At 72.7% G+C, this 26215-nt stretch carries 28 protein-coding genes; 16 read left to right on the forward strand and 12 right to left on the reverse strand.

Going from position 1 to position 26215, the window contains the following annotated elements; genetic code table 11:
* Positions 1–38 precede the first annotated feature (38 nt).
* The 7 genes from OG559_RS25250 (at position 39) to OG559_RS25280 (ending at position 6495) form a co-directional block, all read left to right on the forward strand.
* The gene (locus OG559_RS25250) at positions 39–974 is read left to right on the forward strand and encodes a thiamine pyrophosphate-dependent dehydrogenase E1 component subunit alpha (protein WP_396672884.1); all 936 of its coding nucleotides are present in this window, start codon (positions 39–41) and stop codon (positions 972–974) included.
* Entirely contained in the window at positions 967–1947 is a 981-nt protein-coding gene (locus OG559_RS25255; RefSeq protein WP_396672883.1) for an alpha-ketoacid dehydrogenase subunit beta, read from the forward strand. The genes OG559_RS25250 and OG559_RS25255 overlap by 8 nt, the downstream gene beginning before the upstream one ends.
* Positions 1944–2768, forward strand: coding sequence for an SDR family NAD(P)-dependent oxidoreductase (locus OG559_RS25260; protein WP_405107886.1), 825 nt, complete (start codon positions 1944–1946; stop codon positions 2766–2768). The genes OG559_RS25255 and OG559_RS25260 overlap by 4 nt, the downstream gene beginning before the upstream one ends.
* A gap of 46 nt (positions 2769–2814) precedes the next feature.
* Positions 2815–4137 (forward strand): hypothetical protein, encoded by a 1323-nt coding sequence (locus tag OG559_RS25265; RefSeq protein WP_405107889.1) that lies wholly within the window; start codon positions 2815–2817, stop codon positions 4135–4137.
* A 55-nt stretch (positions 4138–4192) separates the two neighbouring features.
* Positions 4193–4492: a YciI family protein gene (locus OG559_RS25270; RefSeq protein ID WP_350883301.1), complete on the forward strand. Its 300-nt coding sequence runs from the start codon at positions 4193–4195 to the stop codon at positions 4490–4492.
* Entirely contained in the window at positions 4489–6072 is a 1584-nt protein-coding gene (locus tag OG559_RS25275) for a hypothetical protein (protein ID WP_405107892.1), read from the forward strand. Before OG559_RS25270 ends, OG559_RS25275 begins: the two co-directional genes overlap by 4 nt.
* A 153-nt stretch (positions 6073–6225) precedes the next feature.
* A complete protein-coding gene (locus OG559_RS25280; RefSeq protein WP_396672878.1) occupies positions 6226–6495 on the forward strand; it encodes a GlsB/YeaQ/YmgE family stress response membrane protein in 270 nt (89 codons plus the stop codon).
* Positions 6496–6582: 87 nt separating this feature from the next.
* Here OG559_RS25280 and OG559_RS25285 read toward each other — a convergent pair whose 3' ends face one another.
* From OG559_RS25285 to OG559_RS25305, 5 genes are all read right to left on the reverse strand, one after another.
* Positions 6583–7254, reverse strand: a complete 672-nt coding sequence (locus tag OG559_RS25285) for a lysoplasmalogenase family protein (RefSeq protein ID WP_405107895.1) — start codon at positions 7252–7254, stop codon at positions 6583–6585.
* Positions 7251–8078 (reverse strand): sterol desaturase family protein, encoded by an 828-nt coding sequence (locus OG559_RS25290; RefSeq protein ID WP_405107898.1) that lies wholly within the window; start codon positions 8076–8078, stop codon positions 7251–7253. The genes OG559_RS25285 and OG559_RS25290 overlap by 4 nt, the downstream gene beginning before the upstream one ends.
* Positions 8075–8800 (reverse strand): FadR/GntR family transcriptional regulator, encoded by a 726-nt coding sequence (locus OG559_RS25295; RefSeq protein WP_405107901.1) that lies wholly within the window; start codon positions 8798–8800, stop codon positions 8075–8077. The genes OG559_RS25290 and OG559_RS25295 overlap by 4 nt, the downstream gene beginning before the upstream one ends.
* Before the next feature lie 100 nt (positions 8801–8900).
* Complete coding sequence (locus OG559_RS25300) at positions 8901–10139, reverse strand: FUSC family protein (protein ID WP_405107903.1); 1239 nt, start codon at positions 10137–10139, stop codon at positions 8901–8903.
* Positions 10140–10397: 258 nt separating this feature from the next.
* Positions 10398–11948, reverse strand: a complete 1551-nt coding sequence (locus OG559_RS25305; RefSeq protein ID WP_405107906.1) for an NAD(P)/FAD-dependent oxidoreductase — start codon at positions 11946–11948, stop codon at positions 10398–10400.
* A gap of 140 nt (positions 11949–12088) precedes the next feature.
* Between OG559_RS25305 and OG559_RS25310 the strand changes: the two genes are divergently transcribed.
* The 3 genes from OG559_RS25310 to OG559_RS25320 all read left to right on the forward strand — a co-directional run bounded on the left by OG559_RS25310 (position 12089) and on the right by OG559_RS25320 (position 14486).
* A complete protein-coding gene (locus OG559_RS25310) occupies positions 12089–13330 on the forward strand; it encodes a hypothetical protein (RefSeq protein ID WP_405107908.1) in 1242 nt (413 codons plus the stop codon).
* A 153-nt stretch (positions 13331–13483) separates the two neighbouring features.
* Positions 13484–13732 (forward strand): hypothetical protein, encoded by a 249-nt coding sequence (locus tag OG559_RS25315; RefSeq protein WP_405107911.1) that lies wholly within the window; start codon positions 13484–13486, stop codon positions 13730–13732.
* Between the two features lie 136 nt (positions 13733–13868).
* Positions 13869–14486 carry a lipoprotein gene (locus OG559_RS25320; protein WP_405107914.1) on the forward strand — a complete coding sequence of 206 codons (618 nt, stop codon included), beginning with the start codon at positions 13869–13871 and terminating at the stop codon, positions 14484–14486.
* A gap of 233 nt (positions 14487–14719) precedes the next feature.
* On the opposite strand, the gene OG559_RS25325 is transcribed toward OG559_RS25320, so the two are convergent.
* Positions 14720–15334, reverse strand: coding sequence for an HD domain-containing protein (locus OG559_RS25325; RefSeq protein ID WP_405107916.1), 615 nt, complete (start codon positions 15332–15334; stop codon positions 14720–14722).
* A 4-nt stretch (positions 15335–15338) separates the two neighbouring features.
* The gene (locus OG559_RS25330) at positions 15339–16157 is read right to left on the reverse strand and encodes a MerR family transcriptional regulator (protein WP_405116951.1); all 819 of its coding nucleotides are present in this window, start codon (positions 16155–16157) and stop codon (positions 15339–15341) included.
* A 65-nt stretch (positions 16158–16222) separates the two neighbouring features.
* Between OG559_RS25330 and OG559_RS25335 the strand changes: the two genes are divergently transcribed.
* The 3 genes from OG559_RS25335 to OG559_RS25345 all read left to right on the forward strand — a co-directional run bounded on the left by OG559_RS25335 (position 16223) and on the right by OG559_RS25345 (position 18746).
* On the forward strand, positions 16223–16738 hold the full coding sequence (locus tag OG559_RS25335; RefSeq protein WP_405107919.1) for a DUF6194 family protein: 516 nt from the start codon (positions 16223–16225) through the stop codon (positions 16736–16738).
* A 114-nt stretch (positions 16739–16852) separates the two neighbouring features.
* Positions 16853–18130 (forward strand): hypothetical protein, encoded by a 1278-nt coding sequence (locus OG559_RS25340; RefSeq protein ID WP_405107922.1) that lies wholly within the window; start codon positions 16853–16855, stop codon positions 18128–18130.
* An 82-nt stretch (positions 18131–18212) separates the two neighbouring features.
* Positions 18213–18746, forward strand: a complete 534-nt coding sequence (locus OG559_RS25345; protein WP_405107924.1) for a hypothetical protein — start codon at positions 18213–18215, stop codon at positions 18744–18746.
* A 94-nt stretch (positions 18747–18840) separates the two neighbouring features.
* Here the strand turns inward: OG559_RS25345 and OG559_RS25350 are convergent, their stop codons facing one another.
* Complete coding sequence (locus OG559_RS25350; protein WP_405107927.1) at positions 18841–20922, reverse strand: heavy metal translocating P-type ATPase; 2082 nt, start codon at positions 20920–20922, stop codon at positions 18841–18843.
* Positions 20923–21260: 338 nt separating this feature from the next.
* Here OG559_RS25350 and OG559_RS25355 point away from each other — a divergent pair, with 338 nt between their 5' ends.
* From OG559_RS25355 to OG559_RS25365, 3 genes are all read left to right on the forward strand, one after another.
* Complete coding sequence (locus OG559_RS25355; RefSeq protein ID WP_405107930.1) at positions 21261–22358, forward strand: serine hydrolase domain-containing protein; 1098 nt, start codon at positions 21261–21263, stop codon at positions 22356–22358.
* A gap of 145 nt (positions 22359–22503) precedes the next feature.
* The gene (locus OG559_RS25360) at positions 22504–23028 is read left to right on the forward strand and encodes a hypothetical protein (protein ID WP_396672862.1); all 525 of its coding nucleotides are present in this window, start codon (positions 22504–22506) and stop codon (positions 23026–23028) included.
* 31 nt (positions 23029–23059) lie between these two features.
* Positions 23060–24064: a hypothetical protein gene (locus OG559_RS25365; RefSeq protein ID WP_405107934.1), complete on the forward strand. Its 1005-nt coding sequence runs from the start codon at positions 23060–23062 to the stop codon at positions 24062–24064.
* A gap of 58 nt (positions 24065–24122) precedes the next feature.
* On the opposite strand, the gene OG559_RS25370 is transcribed toward OG559_RS25365, so the two are convergent.
* From OG559_RS25370 to OG559_RS25385, 4 genes are read right to left on the reverse strand one after another with little or no spacing between them, the layout of a single operon-like run.
* Positions 24123–25319 (reverse strand): helix-turn-helix domain-containing protein, encoded by a 1197-nt coding sequence (locus OG559_RS25370; protein WP_405107937.1) that lies wholly within the window; start codon positions 25317–25319, stop codon positions 24123–24125.
* On the reverse strand, positions 25306–25476 hold the full coding sequence (locus tag OG559_RS25375; protein WP_405107940.1) for a hypothetical protein: 171 nt from the start codon (positions 25474–25476) through the stop codon (positions 25306–25308). The genes OG559_RS25370 and OG559_RS25375 overlap by 14 nt, the downstream gene beginning before the upstream one ends.
* The gene (locus OG559_RS25380) at positions 25460–25801 is read right to left on the reverse strand and encodes a hypothetical protein (protein ID WP_405107942.1); all 342 of its coding nucleotides are present in this window, start codon (positions 25799–25801) and stop codon (positions 25460–25462) included. The genes OG559_RS25375 and OG559_RS25380 overlap by 17 nt, the downstream gene beginning before the upstream one ends.
* On the reverse strand, positions 25794–26213 hold the full coding sequence (locus OG559_RS25385; protein WP_405107945.1) for a DivIVA domain-containing protein: 420 nt from the start codon (positions 26211–26213) through the stop codon (positions 25794–25796). Before OG559_RS25385 ends, OG559_RS25380 begins: the two co-directional genes overlap by 8 nt.
* Positions 26214–26215 lie beyond the last annotated feature (2 nt).

Below are 26215 nucleotides of genomic sequence, written 5' to 3' on the forward strand. Positions count from 1 at the left end.
ACGAGCCGGAATAAGGCTCAATTATCTCAGGGGGTGTGATGGGCCTGCCCGACGACTATCGGCTGATGGCCCGGATCCGCCGGTTCGAGGAGCGGCTGGCCGCCCTCAAGGACGCCGGCGAGATCCCGGGCTCGATCCACCTGTGCAACGGCCAGGAGGCCGTCCCGGTCGGTGCCTGTCGGGCGCTGCGCGACGGGGACCACGTCACCGCGACCTACCGGGGACACGGCTGGGCGATCGCCCGGGGCGTCGACCTCACCGGCCTGTTCGCCGAGATGATGGGCCGCGACTCCGCCCTCTGCGGCGGGCGGGCCGCGTCGCCGTACCTGTCGGACCCGGGGCGCTGGTTCGTCGGCGAGAACTCCATTGTGGGCGCCGGGGTGCCGATCGCGACCGGCGCGGCGCTCAGCGCCCAGCGCACCGGCAGCGGGGCCGTGTCGGTGGTCAGCATCGGCGACGGCGCGATGAACCAGGGCAACGTGCACGAGGCGCTCAACCTCGCCGCCGTGCTCGACCTGCCGCTGGTGCTGGTGGTGGAGAACAACGTCTACTCCGAGATGTCCCGGATCGAGGACATGGTGCGGGTCCGGCAGCTCGCCGAGCGGGCCGCCGGCTACGGCCTGCCCGGCCGGGTGGTCGACGGCAACGACCCCGACGCCGTCGCCGAGGCGATGGCCGAGGCCGTGGACCGGGCCCGGGAGGGCTCCGGGCCGTCCATCGTGGAGGCGATGACCGAGCGACTGGTCGGCCACTACAGCGGCGACGTGCAGCACTACCGCCCGGCCGGCGAGATCGCCGCCGCCCGGGAACGCGAGCCGCTGGCCCGCATCCGCCGGGCCGCCGACGCCGACCTGGCCGCCCGGCTCGACGCCATCGACGCCGAGGTTGCCGACGAGATCGAGGCCGCCGTCACCGCCGCCCGCGCCGTGCCCACCCCGGACCCGGCGACCGCCAAGGAGCACGTCTATGTCTGAGTCGATGCGCTACATCCAGGCCGTCAACGCGGCGCTCACCTGGGCCCTGGACAGCCGGACCGACACCATCTACTTCGGCGAGGACGTCGCGCTGCCCGGCGGGCCGTTCGGCGCCACCAAGGGGCTGCACAAGCGGTTCGGCTCCGACCGGATCTTCGACACCCCGATCTCCGAGACCGGCTTCCTCGGCATGGCCCTCGGCGCGGCCATGACCGGCCTGCGGCCGATCGCCGAGATCATGTACGCCGACTTCTCGTTCGTGGCGATGGACCAGATCGTCAACCAGATCGCCAACATCCACTACTCCAGCGCGGGCCGGTGGAAGGCCCCGCTGGTGATCCGGATGCAGCAGGGCTACTCGCCCGGGGCGTGCGCCCAGCACTCGCACTCGACGGAGGCGTACTTCGCGCACACCCCCGGCCTGCGGGTGGCGCTGCCGGCCACGCCGGACGACGCGTACCAGATGCTGCGCACCGCGGTCGTCAGCGACGACCCGGTGGTGGTCGCCGAGGCCCGGATGCTCTACCCGACGCGGGGCCCGGTGCGCACCGACGCCCCCGTCGAGGAGATCGGCGGGGCCCGGGTGGTCCGGCCCGGCGCCGACGTCACCGTCGTCGCCTGGTCCCGGATGGTGTCGGCGGCCCTGGACGCTGCCGCGACCCTCGCCGAGGAGGGCGTCGACGTCGAGGTGATCGACCTGCGCTGGCTCAACCCGCTGGACTTCGACACGGTCGCCGCGTCGGTGGCCCGCACCGGCCGGCTGGTCGTCGCCCACGAGGCCAACCTGACCGGCGGCTTCGGCGCGGAGATCGCCGCCCGGGCCGCCGCCGAGTGCTTCGCCGACCTGCGCGCCCCGATCGCCCGGGTGGCCGCCCCGGACGTGCCGATGCCCGCCGCGCCCGCCCTCCAGGCGGTCGTGGTGCCCGAGGCGGCGACCGTGGCCGACGCGGTGCGCCGCACGGTCCGCGCGTGAGCGGCGGCGCCCCGGCGGCCGACCCGGGCGGCGGCGGCACCCAGCCGCCCGGACCGGGCGTGGGCGGCGGCACCCCGCCGGTCGGCCTGCTGGCCGGGCGGCGGGTGGTCGTCGTCGGCGGGGCGTCCGGCATCGGCCGGGCCACCGTGCTGGCCGCCGCCGGGGCCGGCGCGGCCGTCGCCGTGCTGGACGCAGACGCCGCCGGCGCGGCCGAGGCCGCCGCCGAGGCCCGGTCCGCCGGGGCGAGCGCCTGCGCCCGGGGCGTCGACGTCACCGTCGAGGCCGAGGTCGCCGGGGCGCTCGACGCCGTCGCCGCCGAACTGGGCGGCGTCGACGCCGTGCTGCACGTCGCCGGGATCATGGGCGGCCAGGGCCTGGACGTGCGGGACGTGCCGGTCGAGCTGTGGGCGCGGGTCATCGCCGTCAACCTCACCGGCCCGTTCCTGGTCGCCAAGCACGCCGCCCGGCACCTGAGCCCCGGCGACGGGGTGCTCGTGCTGGTCGGATCGAAGGCGGGCGTCCAGACCGGCTCCGGCTCGGTACCCTACGGCGCGAGTAAGGGAGGGTTGCACGGCCTGGCGATCACGCTGGCCCGACAGCTCGGTCCACAGGGGATCCGCGTGCACGCGCTCTGCCCGGGAGACATCGACACGCCGCTGATGCGGCGGTCGCTGGACGAGGCGCGGGTCAACGGCACCGACGGCGGGCGGGTCGCCGCGATCGAGGCCGCGCTGGGCCGCCCCGAGGACGTCGCCTCGGTGCTGGTGCTGCTGGCGTCGCCCGTCAGCGCCGGCCTGGTCGGCACGGTCTGCACGGGCTGAGCACCCCACCCTCTAGGCCAGCGGGACACCACGTGGAGGCAGCATCGTGATCGGGATCATCGGCCCGGAGGACTCGATCCGGCTCGTGCAGGAGGTGGCGCTCGGGGAAGGCCGCGCGGAGGCGGTGACAACACGCGTGTACACCCGCCCCGAGCAGGCCCCCGAGCTGGCCCGCGAGCTGGACGAGGTGTGCCAGGTGCTGCTGTTCACCGGGCGTATCCCGTACGCGTTCGCCAACGCGGCCGACGAGCTGCGGGCGGAGATCGACTACGTCCCGCACGCCGGCATCGACCTGTACCGGACGCTGTCGCGGATGCTGCTGGCCACCGGCGGGAAGCTGCCCCGGGTCAGTGTGGACACCATAGAGGCGGAGACCGTCCGCGAGACGTACCACGACATCGAGGTCGCCCCGCCCACGGAGATCCTGCCGATCGCCGACTCCTCCGGGCTGCTCTTCACCGGCCTGGACGAGATCACCGCGTATCACCGGGAGCGGTACGCCTCCGGCGCGGTCGAGGCGTGCCTGACCTGCCTCGGCGCGGTGCACCGGGACCTCGTCGACAGCGGGGTCCCGGTGTGGCGCGTCGAGCACACCCGCGCGTCGGTGCGCGACGCGCTGCGCCGGGCCTGGCTCGCCGCCGAGATCCGCCAGTCCCGGGCCACCCAGATCGCCGTGATGATGGTCGACCTGGGTGTGCCGACGACCCGGGCGCAGGACCCGTACCAGGCGGAACGGCAACGGCTGCGGGTACGCGAGGCGCTGCTGGAGCACGCCGAGCGGATGCGCGGCCGGCTGGCCGCCGTCGACGACCGGACGTTGCTGATCACCACCACCCGGGGCACCGTGGAGAGCGCCATCGCCCGGCACCGGGACGGGCACGCCTCCCTGCTCGCCCTGCGCGGGGTCGACGTCGAGCACGCCGTCGGCTTCGGCGCGGGCACCACCATCGCCGCCGCCGAGGACAACGCCCGCAAGGCCCTCGCGCTGGGCCGGCACAGCGGCGACACCCACGTGGTGTTCCCCGACGGGGAGGTCTACTCCAGCCGGGAGACCGCCGTGCGGCCCCGGCTGCGGGAGACCGCCCCGGGCGTGCTGCGGGTCTCCGAGCAGCTCGGGATCGGGCCGCTGTCCACCCGGCGGCTGCTGGAGGCCCTGCACCAGATGGACCCCGACGAGGTCACCGCCCGGGGGCTGGCCGACGCGTACGGGGTGGAGGCGCGCTCGGCCCGCCGGTTGCTCAAGGCGCTGCGCGCGGCCGGCTTCGCCGAGGAGGTCGGGGTGCACGTCAGCACCGGAGCGGGCCGCCCGCAGACCGTCTACCGGGTCGCCATGCGGCGACTGCTCGGCGCGATCGGGGCCGAGGCATGAGTCTGCGCCCTCGGGGCCGGGGCGTGAGGGCCGGGACCGTGAGGGCTGGGATCGCGTGAAGTTCGAACCGACCTACCTGGTCACCGCCACCTTCGCCGCCGACGTCGTCGTCCGGCGCGAACCCCACCGGGCCGCGCACCTGGCGCACGTGCGCGCCCTGCTCGCCGACGGCACCGCCCTGATCGCCGGGGCGCGTGCCGACCTGAGCGCCTCCGTGCTGGTGCTGCGGGCCGCCGACGCGCCCGCCGCCCGCACCCTCGTCGAACAGGATCCCTACTGGCGGCACGGCGTGTGGACCGCGATCGACGTGGTCGACTACCTCGCCGCCACCGCCCACACCATCGGGAGGACATGATGTCGTCGTACCGCCAGGTCTCCGGCGTGCGGGTGCTCGGGGCCGAGCACGCGCCCTTCGCCGCCGGGCTGCTGCGCGAGGCTTTCGGCGAGGGCGGCCCGGACGCCGTGCCGGTCCGCCTCGCCGTCGACCCGGCGCTGCCCGAGGGCGGCCACCGGACCGACGTGCCCGAGCGGGGCGAGATCCGGCTCACGGGCGACCCGTTCGCCGGCCTGGTGTACGCCGCCCGCGCCCTGGTCGCGGCGGCCACCCCGGCCGGCCTGCCCGTCGGCGCGTCCGCCGCCGCCCCCGGGTTGCCGCTGCGCACCCTGTGGACCTGGGACCACTCCACCAACTGGGACACCCGGCAGCTCGGCCAGCAGGAGATCGGCGCGCTCAACCCGTACGCGAAGTCCGCCGACGCGTTCGGCGCCGACTACCGCCGGCTGGTCGACTTCTGCAGCCGCGAACGGATCGGCGGGATCGTCGTGTACGGGCTGCTGCGCGACGCCCACGGCGGCGTCGAGGCGGCCCGTGAGCTGTGCGAGTACGCCAACGCCCGGGGCGTGCGGATCATCGCCGGGGTCGGGATCAACGCCTACGGCGGCATCTACTTCGACGGCCGGCACCGGTACAACCTGGCCACCTGGCTGCGCCGGCGCCCCGACCTCGCCGCCGAGCTGCCGAAGAAGGTCGGCTTCGACATCGGCGAGTTCGGCGACCTGCACTTCCCGGCCAGCGAGTACATGATGGCCGCCTGCCCGTCCCAGCCGGACAACCTGGCCTGGCACCGCGACGCCATCGACTGGCTGCTGGACACCCTGCCCGTCGGCGGGATCAACTTCGAGACCGGCGACTACGGAAGCTGCGCCTGCGCCCGGTGCGCCGCCCGCGCCGGCGGCGAGCGCACCTCCTGGTCGTACGAGGCGATGCGGTCGGTCTACCCGACCCTGCTGGAGACCGCCCGTCGCAACGGTCCGGCCGGGGTGCCGCTGCGTCACCTCGTCGAGGTGTACTGGGACAACATCTTCGACCTGGACGCCCAGAAGCCACTGGCCGACCTGCCCGACGACGTGGCGTACCAGTACTGCGTGAACCGCGGGTTCTGGTACGACCAGCGGGACCGGCTGACCGCCGAGCACGTCGACCGCCTGCCACACACGACCAGCGTGCTGCGCACCCACGCCGGGTCGCAGTGGAACCGGCAGCGGCACTCCTGGGTTCCCGAGATGTACGCCGACATGGCCACCCGCTCCGGGGCCGCCGGGATGCGGGGGCTGACCATCTTCGCCGAGCCGTCCGCGTACCACCCGACCAACGAGATCAGCTACCTGGCGTACGCCCGGTTCTCCTGGGATCCGGAGCTGGCCTGGGCGGATTTCTGGCGCGACGAGGTGGCCCCCCGGTTCGGCGGCTCGGCCGAGGCCGAGGCGTTCCGCGACGGCGCGGCCCTGCTCGACGACCCGTCGGCAACCGGCGCGGCCCTCACCGTCGTGCGCGGCGACGCCCTCGCCATGGTCGCCGCCACCGCCGGGGAGACGCAGCGCCGGTGGCTGTGGCTGGCCGAGCGGGCCGCCAGGTACGCCCACTGCGCCGGCTGACCGGGGCCGGCCACGGGGTGTGACGGTTGCCGCGCGGGACCATGACAGTCCTGTGAAGAATGCGCCGGTCGGGCCGTCGGCGGTTTGGCCGGGCGGCCTCCGGGGGCACCGTGGAGGACGCAGGCGACAACACTTCGAAAGGAACGGCCCACCGTGGAAGTAACCGGGTTCTTCACCGCCATCATCATCGGCCTGATCATCGGCGCGCTGGGCCGGCTGGTCGTACCGGGCAAGCAGACCATCCCGATCTGGCTCACCCTGCTGATCGGCGTGGTCGCCGCGATCCTCGGCACCCTCGTGGCCGGCGCGTTCGGCGTGGACGACACCGCCGGCATCGACTGGATCGAGCTGCTGATCCAGGTCATCTTCGCCGCGGTCGGTGTGGCGCTCGCCGCCGGCGCCTACGGCCGCCGCCGACACTGACCCGCCGCGTCCGACGGCCGCTGCGCCGCTCGCGCTTCCCGGCCGCCGGCCCGCCCTGATCAGGGCGGGCCGGCGGCCGGCGTCGTGTCAGGGCGTGGCTGGGGCGTCCGCCGTGGCGGCCGGGTCCCCGTCGGTACGCCGGTCCGGCCGGCGCGCGGCGTCGGGCCCACCGGCAGCCGCCCACGCCGTGGTGAGCAGGAGCAGCGCCGTGATGTAGGTGCTCATCACGAGCAGCCCGTGGCCGGGCAGGGTGGTGCCGGCCGCGTCCAGGCCGATCAGCAGGTCGGAGACGAGGAAGAACGCCCCGCCGACCGCCGCGCGGGCCGACACGCCGGCCGCCGCGGCGGCCATCAGGCACAGGGCGAGGCTGTAGCCGAGCACGGGCAGCCGCAGCTCCCCGAGCGGGCCCCACAGCACGACATTGGCCAGCGCCCACAGCACGAGGTAGGCGGCCACCACCGCCACCGGCGGCCGTCGGTGCCGGGTGAACGTCACGATGAAGCTGATCTGGGCGCAGAGGAACAAGCCCATTCCGGCCAGGAAAGCGGGCTCGCCGGGCAGCAGCAGCGCCACGTCCCCGCCGGTGGCGAAGATCAGCCCCAGCGCGAACCCGTCGAAGCGTCGGCCGGAGCGCAGCAGCCAGAGCAGCAGCAGCGGGGCGAGCAGCGGCTTGGCCAGCCACTGGAGCGCGGTGCTGTCCGTGGCGACGCCGACGAGTTCGACGGCGGCGGCCACGCCGAAGGGGATGAGGCGCCTCATCGGGCGGGCTGCCAGCCGGGACGGCCGAACACGTGGCCCAGTCGGTGCCGCCAGGACCCGGAGGCCCGCACGTCGGCCCAGATCGCCCCGTACTCGTGGGTGGCCACCCGCAGCGGGTGGTAGGTGCCGATGTTCTTGGTCAGCCCGTACCGGGCGGGGGCGCGCTCCGGCTCGAAGGTGCCGAACAGCCGGTCCCAGACGATGAGGATCCCGCCGTAGTTGCGGTCCAGGTACTCGGCGTTGACGCCGTGGTGGACCCGGTGGTGCGACGGCGTGTTGAAGAGCCACTCGATCGGCCGGGGCAACACCCGGACCCGCTCGGTGTGCAGGAAGAACTGGTACAACAGGCTCACCGACTGCTGGAGGAAGATCATCCACGGCGGGACGCCGAGCAGGGCCAGCGCCAGCCAGAACGGCAGTGTGGTCATCGGCGTCCAGCTCTGCCGTAGCGCGGTGGACAGGTTGTAGAACGTGCTGGAGTGGTGCACGACGTGACCGGCCCAGAACAGCCGTACCTCGTGGTGGGTGCGGTGGAACCAGTAGTAGGCCAGGTCGTCGGCGAAGAACAGCAGCACCCAGGTCCAGACGCTGGTGGGGGAGAGCTGGATCGGCGCGACCGTCCACACCGCGGCGTAGAGGCCGACGGTGAGCAGCTTCCACGGCAGGCCGATCACCTGGCTGCCGGCGCCCATGGTGAGGCTCGTGGTGGTGTCGCGCAGCTCGTAGCCGCGTTCGTCGTCGTCGGGGGCGAACCGGTAGGACAGCGCCTCCACGACGATGAGCAGCAGGAACGCGGGTACGGCGTAGAGCACGGCGGGGATCATGCTCGACATTCCCTTCCGGGTGGGGTGACGGGGGTGGCGAGGGCGGCGGTGAGCAGGGACCGGGCCTGCTCGGCGGCGGCGTCGCCCCGGCCGGCGGCCACGGCCTCGGCGAGCCGGTGGTGCCCGGCCACGTCGAGCAGTTCGGCGGCGTGCCGCTCGGGTGGCACCTCGCCGACGGCGAGCGCGCCGGCCACGAGGCTGTTGAAGCTCAGCAGGTACGCCGTGTTGCCCGAGCCGCGCACCACATGCCGCCACAGGGCGATGTTGGCCTCGGCCATCCGGGGCAGGTCGGGGGCGAGTCCGGCGTACTCCTGCGCGGCGCGGGTGACGGTCTCGCGCGTCGCCGCGTCGGCCCGTTCGGCGCAGAGCCGGGCCGCGTCGACGCCGATGCAGGCCCGCATCTCCAGCATGTCCCGCACCAGCGTGTCGACGGGCAGGACGTCACCGGAGCGGACCAGGGACAGCGCGAGGTCGAGCCCCGCGTGCACCCGCCAGTCCAGCACCAGGGTCGCGCCGCCCTGGCTGACCCGGACCAGGCCGAGCTGTTGCAACCGGCGTAGCGCCTCCCGGACGGCGTGCCGGTTCACCGCGAAGGCGGCGGCCAGCTCCCGCTCACCGGGCAGCGTGTCGCCGGGCCGGTACGCGCCGCTGACCACCGCGTCGCGGAGCTGCCCGAAGACGTGATCGGACACGGACCCCCGGGGCACAGGTACAAACACCATGCCGAGCAGTGTGTCCCCCACCACATCAACCCGTCAACTGGTTGGACCACCACCCACCACCCCGCAGGTTTGCGATCCGGGCCTGACGCAAACCTGTTGATCAACGTGAGGGGGTGGGGGTGGGGGTGGGTGGGGAGAGGGCCTGGTCCACTCGGGTCAGTACCGAGTCGTCTTCTCCGTCGACGCCGCGTAGCAGGTCGATGGCGGTGGCGCGGATCTGTCCGATGATCATCACCACCGGTAGCGGGGGGTTGGACCTGAGCAGCTGGGCGGCGGTTCGGACCGCTTCGAGTGCCGTCGCCTCCGCCTGCTCGGCGTGCCGGGCCGCCTCCTGCCGGCCGGCGAGGTCGGTGGCCAGCGCCGCCCCGGCGGCCCGTACCGCCTCGGCCAGCGCGCGGATCGCGGCACCCACCTCGGGCGGGGTGGCCTCGTGCAGCCGGGCCAGCGTGACCCCGGCGCGGGCCAGCACCCGGATGTTGCGGGCCGCGTAGTCGAGCTGCCGGGCGGTGGCCTCGACGGTCCCGACCCGGCCCAGGTGCCGGCGGCGGCGCACGCCGAGCCGCAGCGTCTCGCCGCAGGCCTGCACCGCCGTCCGCAGCCGCTCCACGCAGCCGTCGACCTCGCGGGCCCGCTCCAGCGCCGCCCGGGCCGCCACCTCGTCGCACCGCGCCAGCGCCTCGTCGATGTGGGTGAGCACCTCGGCGAGGTCGGCGAACGTCCGGCGCGCCTCGGCGACCAGCGGCGCGAGCGGGTTGCGGCCCACGGTGAGCTGGCTGACGGCGAGCGCCACCGCGCCGCCGACCAGCGCGTCGACGAAGCGGAACGGCACCAGGTCGCCCTTCGGCGCGGCCACCGCGACCAGGTACAGGGCGGAGATCGCCGCCTGGACGACGAGGGTTCTGCTCGCCCCGATCGTCACCATGAGGCCGATGGTCAGCACCAGGACCGCCAGCAGCGTTCCGCTGCCCGGGCCGAGGGCCTGCACCACCAGCTCGGCGATCAGCACCCCCGCCGCGACGCCGAGGACGATCTCGATCGTCTGTCGGAGCCGCTGCCCGCGCGCTTCGCCGAGGACGACCAGGGCTGCGGTCGGCGCGAAGAACGGGTCCGGGTGGCCGATGAGCCGGGAGGCCACGAACCACGCCACCGTCGCCGCGAGGGCCGCCTCGACCACGTCCACCCAGTTTCGCCGCAACCGGCCCACCGCCGCCCGCGCCCAGTCCCGCGTCCGGTTCGCCTCGGCTCGTACCCATTCCCGAGCCCGGTCCCACGGCCGGTTGGCCTCGGCTCGTACCCGATCCCGTGACCGGCCCACCACGCCCCGTTCCCAGCTCCGCATCCCGCGCCTCCCGCCGCCCGCCCGCCTGCTGCCACGGCGGACCGGGGCACGGCACGCCGTCACCCCGGCCAACCGGTTCCGGGCAGCGCAGTACCCCGCCGGAGGGCGGGTAACGCTCGAAGTGGTCACCCGCACAGGCCGGACCGGCACTTCGAAATCGTTTGATGAAAAGTGAGACGTCACGCCGGCCGTGGTCTCCAGAATCAGCAGACGATCATGCACGCGCATCCCGCTCGGCCAGGTGGTCGGCCAGGGCGGTCAGTTCGGCGGCGCTGTGGTGACTGGGCCGGATGTGCGCCTGGCAGCCAGCCGTCGGCGTGGGCCACCGGGCGGGGCCGGGACCGTCGGGGCGTCGCGACCGGTTCCCCGCCGGCCGTCGCCCCCGTCGGTGCGCTGCTCGTGGTAGTCCTGCTCGACGTTGACCGACCAGACGTCGTGGGTCATGCCGTGGGCGATGTTCTCCGCGGTGAGCATCGCGGTCAGCATGGAGTGATCCTGGTTGTTGTAGCGGTGCATCCCGTTGCGCCCGACCGGGTGCAGGTTCGGCGTCTCGCGGGCCAGCCAGCCCCGGATCACGTCGACGTTGTGCTGGTAGCGCTCGTCGTACACCGGGTACGCCTTGGGCATCCGGACGACGTGGCCCGCCTCGACGACGCCCGGCGCGACCAGGCCGAGCTGCTCCAACTCGGCGGTGGCCAGCCGGACCAGGTCCTCGTCGGACCGCCGCCACATCTCGTCGTCCTCGAAGACGAAGTACTCCAGGCCCAGGCAGGTCCGGCCGTCCTTGACCAGGTACGGCGACCAGGAGCCGAAGTTCTGGATCCGCCCCACCCGCACGGTCGGGTCGTGCACGTAGATCCAGTTGTCCGGGAACGAGAACTCCTCGGGCACCACCAGCGCCACCGTCAGGAAGTCCCGGTAGCGCAGGTCCGCGGCGCAGGCGAGCACCTCCGCCGGTGCCGGCGGGTCCAGCGCCGCCACCAGCTCGGAGATCGGCATCGAGGAGACGACGTGCGCGGCCCCCTCCCGTCGTTCGCCGTCCGGCCCTGCGACGGTTACGCCGGTCACCCGCCGGGCGTCCGGATCGCGGTGCACCGCCCGTACCCAGGTGCCGGTGCTGACCGTCGCGCCGCGGGCCCGGACCTGCTCGGTGCAGCGCTCCCACATCATCCCCGGCCCGAACTTCGGATACTGGAACTCCTCGATCAGGCTGGTCACGTCCCTGCGGTTGCGCCGGGGCAGCAGCGCGGCCCACACCGCGCGGGACAGCGAGAGGTTCTTGATCCGCTGCGCCGCCCAGTCGGCCTGCAACTGGTCCGCCGGCATTCCCCAGACCTTCTCCGTGTACGTCTTGAAGAAGATCGAGTACAGCCGCCAGCCGAAGCGCGCCGACACCCAGCCCTCGAAGTGCGACTGGTCCTTCGGCGGGCGCAGCCGGGCCCAGCCGTACGACCCGACGCAGCGCACCGCCTCCCGCAGGCCGAGGTTGCGCAGCGCGTTGCGCGCGTTGAGCGGGTAGTCGTAGAGCGCGCCCCGGTAGAAGATCCGGCTCATCCGGGGGCGGAGCAGGAAGTCCTCGTCGGGCAGGATCTCGTGCCAGAACGCCTCGACCCGGGACACCTTCGTGAAGAACCGGTGCCCGCCGATGTCGAAGCGCCACCCGTCGCGTTCCACGGTGCGGCTGATGCCGCCGACCACGTCGTCCGCCTCGTACACCCGCACCGGCTCGCCGTGCCGGAGCAGCTCGTACGCCGCGGTCAGGCCGGCCGGGCCCGCGCCGATGACCACCGTGCCGGGTTCCGCGCCCATGCCCGTGCCGCCCTCCCCGTAGTTGCCGAATGAGGCAGCGCCCTTACCCGGTCCGCCGCCGAATTCACCTCCCGGCCGGGTGTGAGCCGGCCGGGAGCGGGGATCCCCGGCCGGTCGCGGACGAGCCGGGGGACCACCAGATGAGCGAGGGGCGCGGAGACGCCGAAGACCGGCCGACCGGCGTACGGGGCTGGCCGGGCCGGGCCACGCGGGGGGCGGCCCGCCTGGCCGCCGGAGTCCCCGCGCCGTGGCGGTTCGTGCTGGCCGTCTTCGTCGGCTCCAAGCTCGTGCTGTCGCTGGTCGCCGTGACCGCGCTGACCGCCTGGGACGGGGTTCCCGGGGCACCCCCGGTGGACGAGGCGGCGATGCGCGCCCAGCAGGACGCCATGTCGCCGCACCGGTGGCTCTCCCTCTGGTACGCCTGGGACTCCCTCCTCTACGACCACCTGGCCCGGCTGCCGCTCACCGGCGGGTGGAGCGAGTTCGGCTTCCCGCTGCTCTACCCGTTCCTGGCCCGGCCGGTCGCCGCGCTGCTGGGCGGGAACACCGTATGGGCGCTGCTGCTGGTTGCCAACGTCGCGTTCCTGTTCCAGCTCTACTACGCTCACCGGCTCGGCGAGCGGCTCGGCGGCGGCGACGCGGCGGCCCGGCGCTTCGTCCGGTACCTGCTGCTGCTGCCCGCCGCGTTCCTCTTCCAGGCGGCGCTGACCGAGTCGCTCTTCCTCTGCCTCGCCCTCGCCGCCTTCTGGTACGCCGAGCGGCGGCGGTGGCTGCTCGTCGGCGTCGTCGGCTTCTTCCTCGCGCTGAGCCGGTCGGTCGGCTTCCTCGTCGTCGTCCCGCTCGCCCTGGTCCTGCTGCGCCAGCACGCGTACCGGCTGGACCCGCGCACGCTCGGCCGGTACCTGCGGCTCGGCTGGCCGCTGCTGCTACTGCCGGCCGGGTGGCTCGCCTTCATGGCGTTCGCCGGGTGGCAGACGGGGGACTGGTTCGCCTACCAGCATGCCCAGGAGCGGGGCTGGGGGATCAGGGTGCAGAACCCGCTCTGGGTGGCGTACCACGGCCTGACCGGCGGCTCGGCCGCCGACGCCGCGCGGGTCTGGCTGGCCCTGGCCGTCGTGGCGGTGGCCGTCGCCGGGTTCCGCCGCGCCGAGCTGCCCTACCTGGTCTACACCCTGATCGTGGTGCTGGTGCCGCTGTCGATGGGGCCGCCGGTGTACAAGAGCCTGCTGCGTTACCTGCTGGCCGCGTTCCCGGTCGCACTGGTCCTCGCCCGGTGGGCCCGCCGCGCCACCGTCGACACCTGGCTCACCGCCGCCCTGGCCCTGTTCCAGGGTGCCCTGTTCGTGGTCTGGCTGACCTACTGGACCCACTTCATCATCTGACGCCGCCGCGCGGGTGTGACCGACGCCCCCGCCCGGCAGCGTTTAGCGCGCCCCCGGAAGGTGAACGTTCAGGGACAGCGATGACGAGAGGGGTCCCGCGTGTCCGGCACAACGCACCACCGGTCCAGTCACGACGCAACCGCACCGAGCGACGTGACGGACCCGCTGCTGTGGCGCCTGGCGTACGACGTCGCCGAGGCCCACCAATCCGACGAGACCGGCCGTTGCCGCAGCCTGCTCTGCGCGGGCCAGCAGGGCCCGTGCGAGACGCTGCACAACGCGGAGCGCGCCATGGAACTGGCCCGGGGGGCCGGCGCCGTCGGGACCCGGGGGGCCGCACCCCGCCCCCGGTCCGCCGCACCGGCCCCGCCACGGTCCCGCGCCGATCGGGAGGCCGCCTGACGGCCCCGGGGACCCGAACCTGACCGCGCCGAGGGCGCGGCGTGGGCAGCACGGCGGGGCGCGGTCGGGTTAGCATCCGTCGCCGCGACACCGGCGGCGCGAACCACGACGGGGGCGACGACAGATGTTCCGACGGGTGGCCGTACTACTGGCCGCACTCACCCTCACCGCGACGGCCGGCTGCGCCGACAAGGCGACGCCCACCGTGGCGTCCTCGTCGCCGGCCAGCCCGACCGCGTCGCCGGCCGCGGCCGGCCCGCCCTGGTACGACGAGGTCGCCCCGGCGACGGCCGGCACCACGGTCGGCCCCGAGGGCAGCGACTGCCCGCTGTCGATGGCCTTCTCGGTGCCACCGGAGTGGAAGGTGAAGGCGGTCACCTCCGGGACGGACTACCGGGCCGGCCCCGCTCTGCTGCTCTGCGAGATCGACGCGAAGCCCGCCGGGCACATCGGTTTCCTGCGGGTCTGGCGGATCGAGGAAGCCGCCCCGCTGAACCCGCAGCTCACTGTGGACAAGTTCCTCAACGAGTACAGCAGCAAGGCCGAGGACCCGCAGTATCGCCCGACCAAGGCCGGGGCGCTGGACTCGTTCGAGGCGACCTGGACCGAGGAGGGCAGCCGCAAGCGGGCGATCGTGGTCTCCACCCCGCACGGCCGGCTCATGCTCACCCTCGGAGGTATGGACGACGAGGAGTTCGAGGCGATGCTCCCGGCGTACCAGCTGGCCAAGTCGAGCGCGAACCTGCCGAAGTGACCGACCGTGCGTCCGACCTGCCCCGTCGCGGACCGGGCGCACGGTCGACGACCGTGACCTCGTCACCTCTCGAACACCGACACGCGAAGATCCCCGGCCCAACAACTCAAGCCCTGGCACCGACTTCGACACCCGTCCTGATGGGGCCGAGTTGACCTGGACAGGTAGCCGCACCGCCCGGCAGGCCCAGTGCTACGCCTTCGGAACGGCAACATGGTGATCGGGCGGATTGCTCAGATCAGCGGTTGCCGATAGCGGCGGGACAGTGGCAGAAGATCCGGCTCACCGAACTTCTCCACCAGCGCCATGAACCGGGCCACCTTGTCCTCGCCGAACCGCCGTACGCCTGCGGCGTAGGACGACGTCGTCACCAAGGCGGGCGGCGTCGTCTTGCTGTGAAACTTGTCGGCGTACATCACCAGCTGCTCCTCCACGGAGTCGGCTGTGTAGTCACCGACCGGCAGTGGCAGACGCTGCCGCAGCACATCCTGACGAGTGAGCCCGACACCGGTGTGGTGGGAGCAGAACCTGCTTACCAGGTCAGGAAACCCGAGATCACGCAGCAACCCATGCCCCAGCACCCCGTGACGGATGTAGCTCTCGTGATCGAGTTGCCCCGACGCGTCGTAGAGGCGATAGACGCCGATGTCGTGCAGCAGACTTCCCGCACGCACCAAAGCCACGTTCAGGTCCGAGCGGTACCCGTCGAGCAGTTGCTCCGCCACCGCACAGATGATCTGGCAGTGGGTGTAGACGAGTTCGAAGGCTTCCTCGGTCGGCGCGTACCGCTCGTGCAGCGCCCGGATCTGCTCGTCGGTCGGGATGACCAGCGAGTGGTCGATCGTCACGTGTCTACCCCTGCTCTGCAGGGCCGCCACCAGTGTCCATTTCCGAGACCTGCGACGTGGGTAACTGCCGGACGCCGAGCGGCAGGTGGTCCGCGAGCCGCGCGGCGGCGGTGAGCATGGCCCGCCCCCGGTCGGTGAGCCGCCGCCGCCAGCCCTCCAGTGAGCCGGCCAACGCCTCGGGGCCGGCGGCGGCGCGGACCTGGCGCAGGACCGTGGCGATGTGGTCGAGCCGGTAGCCGCCGCGCCGGAGCAGGTGCGCCAGCTCGGCGTCGCGGACGTCGTCGACCCGGTACAACCGGTGGCCGGTGTCGGGACCGCGCTGCGGCACGAGGACGCCGGCCCGCTCCCACTTGCGCAGGGTGGCCGGCGTCACGCCGATCCGATGGGCGAGGTGGCCGATCGTCAGCGGACGGTCGGCCCGGCCCGTGGCCGGCGTCCCCGCCGGTGCGGCCCCGGCGGGTACGCCGGTGACCGCCAGGACCCCGACGGTCGCCTCGACGACGTCGAGCGTCTCCCGGTCGCGGAGCAGTTGGGCGTGGCTGCGGTCGATCGCCCGTAGTGCGGTGTCCACGTCGCCGGCGTTGACGGCGCGCATGATCTCGCCAGCGGTCGCGTACCCGTGCGCCGGGACGAGCGCGAGGTAGGCGCGCAGCGCGTGCGCGTGCAGGGTCGAGTAGGCGCGGTAGCCGCTCGGCGTGCGCGGGGCCGGCGGCAGCACCCCGTCGCGTTCGTAGTTGCGGACCGCCTGGGTGGAGATGCCGTGCTCCCGGGCGAGGTCCGCGGGACGGTACGAACGCCCATGTTCTCCCGTTTGAGACTTCAGCCCGGCCTCCCAGCAGCAGATAACGCCAAACCTTCACAGGGTGATGCAACGATACGGTAAAGGTCATGACTTCTCTGCCTGAGTCCTCCGGAGATCGAGCGGCACCGGCCGTGGCCGAACTCGTCGAGCGGATCGTCGCGCTGCCGCACGTCACACAGGTGCAGGCCGACGAGCGGTCCGGTGCGCCGGAGGCGAGCTGGGGCGACCGGTTCTTCTTCGTCGGGCCCGACCGTCGCCGGCCGTTCGCCACCATCGTGGAACACGACGTCCCCGGGTTCGACGAGGACTCGCACCTCGACCGGCCGGGAATCTTCCGTCTCAACGTGCACGTCGGCCGCGAGGAGTTCCAGCGCCGGTTCGGCTATCCGCCCGCGGAGCTCCCCGACCACCGGTCGGGAATCGACTTCACCCGGTGCGACGAGGTCCTGCCGCACCCCGCCTACGGCACGTACGGCTGGGCGTGCGTGCTCAACCCCGGCATCCGGCGGCTCCCCGAGGTCGACCGGCTGCTCGCCCACGCGCACGGCCGGGCGGCCGGCGAGCACCGGCGGGCGCGTGGGGAGCAGCACGACTCGCGCTGACCCGGCGTGAGCCGGTCGGGGATCCGGACGGGAGCGGATCGGAGTGACATCACCACTTCGGTGGGTTACGGTCCGAGATGGTCGCGGGTTGGAGTCTGGCCGAGGAGGCAGCTCATGCAGCGAGTCGAGTGCGGCCTGCTCGCGATCATGGGATCCGGCGAGACCAGCCCGACCATGGTCAGCGTTCACCGGGCGGTGGTCGACCGGCTGTCGCCGGACCGGCCGAACGCGGTGCTCCTCGAGACGCCGTACGGCTTTCAGGAGAATGTCGCCGACATCTCCGCCCGCGCGCAGCAGTACTTCCACCGCAGCGTCGGGCTGCGGGTGTCGGTGGCACCGGGCATGCGCGGTCAGGCATCGGCGGATACCGACCGGGGTCTGGCGATGGTGCAGACCGCGGACTGGGTCTTCTCCGGCCCGGGGAGCCCGTCCTACGCCCTCGACCACTGGCATCGACGGCCCGTCTCGGCGGCCCTCGCCGAACGGATCCGACACCCGCGAGGCGCGGTCGTGTTCGCCTCGGCCGCCGCCGCCACGATGGGGTGTCTCGCCGTGCCGGTCTACGAGATCTACAAGGTCGGCGCCGCGCCGCACTGGCGCGAGGGGCTGAACCTGCTCGCCTGCCTTGACCTCCAGGTGGTGGTGATCCCGCACTACGACAACACCGAGGGCGGAACCCACGACACCCGCTATTCCTACCTGGGAGAACGCCGGCTGACCATCCTCGAACGGGAACTGCCGGCCGACGCCGCGATTCTCGGGGTGGACGAACACACCGCGGTGATCGTCGACCTGCTCCGCGGCAGCGTGGAGATCACCGGCCGAGGTGGCCTGACCGTACGCCGCGCCGGCCGCAGCCGCGTACTGACGGCCGGCGCCACGCTGAGCCTGGCCGAGCTGTGCGCGTTGACCCGCAGCGACCGATTCGCCGCGGGGAGGGTCGACGGTGTCCCCGTCCAACCGTCACGGGCGGCTCAACCGGCGCCCCTGCCGGAGGTGACCCTGGACTGCGAGCGGCGCTTCGAGGCGGCCCGGCTCGCCGGAGCGGCCGACGACATGGTGCAAGCCGTCCTCGACCTCGAGGAGACGATCGGCGTCTGGGGCGCGGACACCGACGAGGACGAGGGCACCGCCCAGGCCCGCGCGGTGCTCCGGAGCCTGATCGTGCGGCTCGGACACGCCGCCACGGTAGGTCTTCGAGACCCACACGACCGGCTCCGCCCTCTGGTGGAACCGCTCCTCGCGCTACGCGAGCGGCTACGCGGGGAACAGGCGTACCAGGCTGCGGACAGCATCCGGGCGGCCCTGACAGCCGCCGGCCTGACCATCCACGACACCCGGGCAGGCACGGAATGGGAGGTGGCCGTGCCCGCCGATGCGTCCGCCGCCTGAGCGGTCCGCCCCGATCCCCGGCAGGGGTGAATCCCTCAGGGACCGACCGAGGCCCGGATGGCCTCCTCCCTAAGCTGATCAGGTGCCACCGCCACCGCATATCGCCGCCGCACCGACGACGCTGCCGCTCCCGACCGTCGTCGTCGAGGTGCTCCTGATCAGCGCCGACCAGGACGGGTTACGGTTCCGGGCCACCGCCGCGCCGCTGCGGGACGAACACCCCGACGTCGTCGCGCGATCGTTGGCAGAACTGCCGCCGGAGCGCCTCGACGGGCTCCTGCACTCCACGTCGTGGCGCTTCGTCGGCCGCCGCCTGACCGTCACCTACGTGGCACTGCCCGACCCTCGTCCAGGCGCTCCCACGACGCCGGTCGAGCCCACGCCGGTGCTGGGTTCCGGCGACCCCCTCGCCCCGTCCCCCGCCGAGATCCGGCCCGTGGACGTCGCTGTTCATGCCTGCCGTCACCTCGCCTTCCTGCGGCAGACCGATCCCACCGTCGCCGCCACAGCTGTTGCCGGTGCACCCATGCTCTGGCGGTTGATCACCGAATTCACGCCGGCCGTAGCGGGCGCGCTCGCCCGGAACACCACGCCGGTGCTTCTCCCAGTTGGCTGAGCACCGGCGCCCAGGGCCGTGACACACTCCAGACGTCGGCGTCGGCGATCCCGCGACCGCGCCTCGCGCGGAACGCCGAACGCCGAACGCCATCTCACTGTTCGGTCGGCGCGAGCTGTACCCGCCGGAGTAGTTGCGCGTTGAGTGCCACGACGATCGTCGACGCCGACATCAGGACGGCGGCGATGGCGGGGTTCAGGGCGAAACCGGCCCAGGCCAGCACTCCGGCGGCGAGCGGGAGTGCGATGACGTTGTAGCCGGCGGCCCAGGCCAGGTTCTGGATCATCTTGCGGTACGAGGCGCGGGACAGGCGGATGATCCCGGTGACGCCGCGGGGGTCGGAGGAGGCGAGCACGACCCCGGCCGACTCGATGGCGACGTCGGTGCCGGCGCCGATGGCGATGCCGACGTTGGCGCGGGCCAGGGCGGGAGCGTCGTTCACCCCGTCGCCGACCATCGCCACGGTCAGCCCGCGCCGTTGCAGGTCGGCGACGATGTCGTCCTTGTCCGCCGGCAGGACCTCGGCGAACACCTCGTCGACGCCGGGTCGGAACCCGAGGTCGGCGGCGACAGCCTCGGCGACCGGGCGGGCGTCGCCTGTGATCATCATCAGTTTCTTGACGCCCAGCCGTCGGAGCTGGTCGATCGCCTGCCGGGCCTCCGGGCGTACCTCGTCCTCGAGCGCGAGTGCGCCTACGATCTTCGCGGTCGCGTCGAGTCGGGCGAGGTAGAGCACTGCCGCTCCCCGGTCCGACCACTGCCCGGACGCGTGGGTGATGTCGTCGGGGACGTCGGCGCCGAGTTCACGCAGGAGCGCGGGGCCGCCCACGGCGTACTGAGCGCCGTCGACGGTGGCGCGTACCCCTCGGCCCGTCAGCGACTCGAAGCCGGTCGCCCGTAGCGGTTGCCCGGGTCGGGCGGCGGCGGCCACGATCGCGCGGGCGAGCGGGTGCTCGCTGTCCGCCTCGACCGCCCCGGCCAGCCGGAGCACCTCGTCCTCGCTGCCGCCGGCGGTCGCGGCGACTGCGGTGACGGCATGTTCGCCCTTGGTCAGGGTGCCGGTCTTGTCGAACAGCACCGCGTCGACGGTGCGCATCCGTTCCAGCGCGAGCCGGTCCTTGACCAGGATGCCGGACTTCGCGGCCAGCGCGGTGGACAGCGCGATGACGAGGGGGATGGCCAGGCCGAGGGCGTGGGGGCAGGCGATGACCAGGACCGTCACGGTACGGATCACCGCCTCGTTGACGTCGCCGAGCGCGGACCACACGACGAACGTGAGTACGGCGGCGGCGCTGGCGATGTAGACCAGCCAGGCGGCGAACCGGTCGGCGAGCAGTTGGGCCCGCCCCTGTGACTGTTGCGCCTCGGCGACGAGGCGTTGGATGCCGGCCAGGGCGGTGTTCTCGCCGATCGCGTCGACGCGTACCCGGATCGCGGAGTCGGTGGCGACCGTGCCCGCGACCGCCCGGTCGCCGGCACCTCGCGGCACTGGCCGCGACTCGCCGGTGATCATCGATTCGTCGAGTTCGGCCCTGCCGTCCACGATCTGCCCGTCGGCCGGCACCCGGGCGCCGGGGCGGACGAGCACCACGTCGCCGACGCGCAGCTGATCCACGGGAACCCGCTGGACGCCGTCTTCGGTGACGCGTTCGGCGTCGTCGGGAAGCAACGCGGCGAGCGCGGCGAGCGCACCCCGGGCCTGGCCGATGGCCTTCATCTCCTGCCAGTGCCCGAGCAGCATGATCGTCACCAGCGCGGCCAGCTCCCACCAGAAGTCGAGGTCGAACGCTCCGGCGGTGGTGGCCAGCGACGCGACGTAGGCGACGGTGATCGCCATCGAGACCAGCAGCATCATCCCGGGCGCGCGGTCGCGCAGCTCGCGGACCGCGCCGACCAGGAACGGCCAGCCGCCGTAGAGGAACACGACCGTGCCGAGCACCGGCCCGACCCATGACCTGCCGGGGAAGTCGAGCGAGTACCCGAACCAGTCCATCACCATGTGGCTGGTGACCACGATCGGCACCGTCAGCGCGAAGCTCAGCCAGAACTTACGGCGGAACACCTCGGGGTCGTGCCCGGCGTGCTTGTCGTGCCCCTGATGCCCACCGTGCCCGGCGTGCTGATCATGCTCGCTCGCCGGCCGGCCCGAACCATCGCTTGTAACGTCCTGGCGCATCTCATCGCCTCCTTGTCCTCGTGGCCAATATACCCCCCGGGGGTATAGGTGCAAGGGGCGGGCTGAAATCTCCCCTTTGGGACTGGTTTCTCCGGACTTGGGGGCGTACCCCGCCTGGGTCGGGCGATGTCATCGACCGCGAAAAGTCCGAAGCCACCCGTCGCGCCGGCGTCGCCCATTGCCTCACATACCCCCGGGGGGTAAATTTTGCGAACGGCGTGCCTCGATCTGTCCGAGGTGCGTCTGTGACGTCAGAGGCTGTCTGCGGTGCCGCCGGAACGATCATCGCCTGTCCCGGGGCCCCGCAGCAGTCAGTTGCCGCGAAGCGGGGAGCGGAAATGGTTCAGGTCGAAGGGTTCGCCGAGCACGGGTACGACGCGGTGCGCCAGGTCTTCCAACAGCTGCTGGACGACGGTCGGGAAACCGGGGCGGGAGTGTCGGTCTGGCGCGACGGCCGGGAGGTCGTCCGGCTCAGCGGCGGCTGGGCCGACCCCGAACGGCGGCGGCCCTGGCGCGACGACACCCTGGTGCAGCCGTACTCACTGTCCAAGGTCTTCGCCACGCTCGCCGCCCTGATCGCCGTCCGCGACGGCGCGCTGTCCCTGGACGAGCCGATCGCCACCTACTGGAAGGAATACGGCACCAGAGGCAAGGAACGGACCACGCTACGTCAGGTGCTCACCCACCAGGCGGGTCAACCGCGATTCCCGGCCGAGGCCGCCACACTCGACCTGCTCGACGACACCGCCCTGCGGGCGAGCCTGGCCGAGGCGGCACCGGAGTACGTGCCCGGCGCGTCGCTGGGGGAGCACGCGTTCACCTACGGCCACCTCATCGACGGCATCCTGCGCGCCGCCGCCGGTGCCACCCTTCACGAGGTGTACGACGGCGTCGTACGCCCCGCACTCGGGCTGGACGCGTGGTTCGGCGTACCGGACGGCGCCCTGGACCGCGTCGCCGACCTGGAGTACGCAAGTCCGGATTGGCCAACTCAACTCCACGCGGCCCCGTGGCTGCAGATACCCGCAGGCGTGCTCGACACCACGCAGGCGAACTCCAGGATCTGGCGTCAGTCGGTCTTCGCGGCGGTCAACCTGCACACCACCGCAACCGCCGTGGCCGGCTTCTTCGCCCACCTCACCAGCGACGACGGGCCCCTGCGTCAGCTACTCGGTCCCCACCTGCACGCGGAGCTGCTGAGATCCCAGGTCACCGGATACGACGAGGTCTTCGGCACCAGGCTCACCTGGACACTCGGCTTCATCCGCGACCGCGGCAAGATCGCGAAGGGTGGCATCGGAGGCTCCGCCGCCTGGTGGTCACTCACCCACCACCACGCCTGCGCGTACCTCACCCGCAGGCTGGGCGACCACTCGCGCGCCGCGGCCATCGCCGCGGCCCTCGGCGACGACCTGTCCGTGGTCGGGGAGGACTGAACCAGCAGGTTGGCCCTTTCGCGCCGCAGCCCCTGTTGGGACGGGTAATGTCAAACCGCCCATACCGGGATAATCCAGATGCCTCCGTCAAGGAGGCGTCCGGTGGCATCCAATCGTCGAAAGGGAGTCACGTCTCGTGCGCTCTGTGAGAATCGTGCTGGGGGGTGCCGTCGCCGCCCTTGCGTTGGTGGCGGTCGCTGCCCCGGCAGCCGCCGCCCCCTCAGTTGACTCAGATACGTCATTCACCGCCTTCAGCGGCTCGTTGGACATCACCGCGCCTGACCCGGTGGACCTCGGCTTTGTCCAGGTGGGCGTCCCGGCCGCTGTCTCGTTCGGGAACGTCCAGGTCACCGACGGGCGTAGCGAGGCCCCGAGCACGGGGACATGGACAGCGCAGGTGTCGTCCACCGCCTTCGCCAACGCGGCGGCCGGGGCGACGGTTCCCGCGTCGGCCATCACCTATGTCATCCCGTTCTGCACGGTTGTCGGCACCACCACCTGCACTCCGACCGCGCCGGTCACTCTCAGTGGCGCACCTCAGACGGTGGTCAACGCCACCACCGCTTCGACCGGGGACACGGCGACCTGGAACCCCCAGTTCCAGTTCACGGTCCCGGCGGGATCGGCCCCGGGCACCTACCGCGGGACGGTGACGCATTCGGTGTTCTAGCCCACGCCGCCGGCTCGCCGGATGGTCCTGCGTGGTGCTGCTGTGCGTCGCTGGCCTGGGGACACCCGCCCAGGCCAGCGCCACAGATCCGGCTGAGGACAAGGGAAGCTTCGGGATCTCGCTGCTCGACGTGACGCCCAGCCACCGCTCGGACCCTCGCGCGCTGACCAAGATCGTGGATCACCTGACGCCCGGCACCGTCATCAAGCGGCGGGTGCTGCTGATCAGCGAGCTGCACCAGCGCAGGGTCATCGAGATCTATCCAGGGGCCGCAGCGATCGGGAACGGCAAGCTCCGGGTGGGCGAAGGGCACGCCACGAACGAGTTGACGTCCTGGATCTCGCTGGACCACGACCGGGTGGGCATGTCAGCTGGTGACAAGACACCGGTCGAGGTGACCATTCGCGTGCCGAGCACCGCCACGACGGGGGAACGGTACGCGATGGTGTGGGCCTCGCTGTCCTCGAAAGACAACGCACGCCCGGGTGGCAGCCAGATCGACGCCGTCAACCGGGTCGGCATCCGCATCTACCTGCATGTCGGCCCCGGCGACGAGCCGCCGTCGGACTTCACCATAGGAACGATGGTCCCGGCTCTCGACGACAAAGGTAAACCCACCGTCACCGTCGAGGTGAACAACACCGGCGGGCGGGCCCTGGACATCACCGGCGAGGTGAGCCTCTCCGACGGACCCGACGACACCCGCGCCGGACCCTTCTCCTTCGACACCACGACGCTGGCGCCCGGCGAACCAGGCAAGCTCACCGCGTCGCTGCCGGCCAATCTCGCGGACGGACCCTGGAAGGTCCGCGTCAGCCTGACCAGCGGCACCGTCAAGCACAGCGCGGCCGGCACGATCACGTTTCCCCGGGCGGGCGAGCCAGGTCAGCCGAGCAGGCTGTCCGGAGTCAGCACCAGTTGGCCCACAGTCGGCGGGGCACTCGGGGTTGCGTCCGCCGTAGTGCTCACCGGCCTGGTGTGGGCGGCCCGCCGCTCCCGGCGGATGAGCGCGGCAGCACCGAGACAGGCCAGGTGAGGCCAGGCCGGCAGGATCAGGATCGCGCGGAATCGGACGGGGCGGGACTGGGCGGTCCTCACGCGACCCCGACGGCCGTGGCCAGGTGCGCCACGTCGGCCGGGACCGGTCCGCCGCGCATCAGGGCGGTGATCAGCGTACGGGCCACCGGCCGTAACCGGACCTCGGCCGGCGCGGTCCGGTCGGCCTCGACCAGCACGCGCCCGGCCGCGAGCGGGTCGCCGATCTGGAGGTACGCGCGGGAGGCGTCGAGCAGGTACGCCGCCCGGTGCTCGGCCGGCAACCGCCGCCAGTCGTCCGAGCCGATGACCTTCTCGTGCCGGGTGACGGCCTCGTCGCCGGCACCCAGGTCGACGGCGGTCGCCACCTGGGCCAACTCGACGGCCGTGGGCCCGAAGTTGGTCCAGTGCCGGTCGTGGCCGTCGCCGATCTCGTCGGCGATTCCGGCCGCCTGGTCGACCAGTTCCCGTGCGCTCTGCTCGTCGCCGCACGCGGCGGCGGCCAGGGCGGCCTGGACCAGCAGCGTCCCGTGCAGCGCCAGCTCGTGCGGCGGGCCGTCGCGCGGCACCGTGGGGGCGATGTGGTGGGCGGCGGCGATCGTGGCCGTCAGGGCCGGCCGGGGGCGGTCGAGGGCGCGCAGTGCCTGCCCCAGCGGGACGGTGGCTGCCGCCACCAGCAGCGGGTCGCCGGTGGCCACGGACATGGCCCGGTCGGCGGCCAGCCAGCCGAGGTCGCCCTCGCCGAGCTTCACCAGCACCGACGAGGTGATCCGGTACGCCTGCGCCAGCAGCTCCGCCACGTCGTCCCCGCCGCCCGTGTGGGCGCGTTGGGCGTCGCCGAGCAGGGCCGGCAGCATCCGCAGCAGTTGCGGGTAGTCGGCGTGCTGGTACGTCAGCCAGGCGTGCCGCACCCGCCGGCCCAGCTCGCCGGCCGGCGGTGCCGACCGGCCGACCGGCCCGGTCAGGACGGTGTCGTAGCGCGCGAGGGCGGCCCGCACCCCGTCCACCCCGTCCACGGCGGCACGGGTCGCCGCCGGCCGGCCGTCCCGGCCGAGCAGCGCCACCGGGTCGACGCGGAGCGCGTCGGCGAGGTCCTGGATGACGGTGAACCTGTCGAGGGAGCGGGCACCCCGCTCGACCTTGTCCACCCAGCTCTTCGACTTGCCGAGCCGGTCGGCCAGCATCTGCTGAGTCAGCCGCCGTTGGGCTCGTAACCGGGCGACGCGGCGGCCTATCGGCAGTTCATGGGTGGTCACGACGCCACCGCCGGTCGGGCACCGCCCTTGTGGTGTCGTCCACCGGGACCCGGTCCGCCTCGGCCTGCTCCAGCAGGCGTCGCCTCGCCGCTTCCCGCTCGGTGGCCTCGGCCTGCTCGCTCCGGCTCTGCGCCGGGCCGTTATCCGTGGCGTCCATATCTGCCTGCCTTCTGGTTGGGTAGGTAGCGTTGTTGCCGGTCTTGATCTTTCGCGTCGGCCGGGTGTTCCTGGGCCGCCCACATCTCCAACGGTCTGCCGCACCATCCGACGATGCGCTCGGTGATTTCGGCTGTGCTCATGCCGGTGATTTCCTTGTGGGCGTCGCGCAGGTACTCGTTCATGTAGCGGGCGAGCGTTCGGATGTTGCACTGGCACAGCTCCTTGAGCTGGCGCTTGCGGGCCAGGCAGGGCCAGGGGTCGCCGCAGACGAGGCAGTTCCAGTCCGGCCTCGACGGGCCGTGCAGCGCCGGGTAGTCAGTCATCGCCCGATTCGTCTTCCGGCTGACGGTGGCAGCCTTGCTGGCGACGTGAGTAGGGCGGCCACATGGGCGGGCGTCTGTACTCGTTGCGGAACCGCTGTGCCCCCGGCTCGCGGGGATGCCAGCGTTCCACTCGCAGCTCCGGCACGGTGTTCCGGTGCTGGCGTGCCTCGTCCCGGGCGGTGACGATCTCCTGGTACAGGGCGTCCAGATCGGCCTCGACCCGACGCAGGAACCTGGCGACTGCCTCCGGGGCGAGGCCACGCCGGCCGAACCGAGTCTTTGGGAAGTCCTGCCACCGGATGTCGGCCGGCGTCAGCAGGTTCCGCCTGGACTGGTAGACCGCGCCGCCCTTGCTGGTGCCGCCGGCCTTGATAAAGGGCCCGTCCCCAACTGAGTCCGTGCTGGGCTCCATGT

It is taken from the genome of Micromonospora sp. NBC_01405, from assembly GCF_045040155.1.
Classification (GTDB): Bacteria; Actinomycetota; Actinomycetes; order Mycobacteriales; family Micromonosporaceae; genus Micromonospora.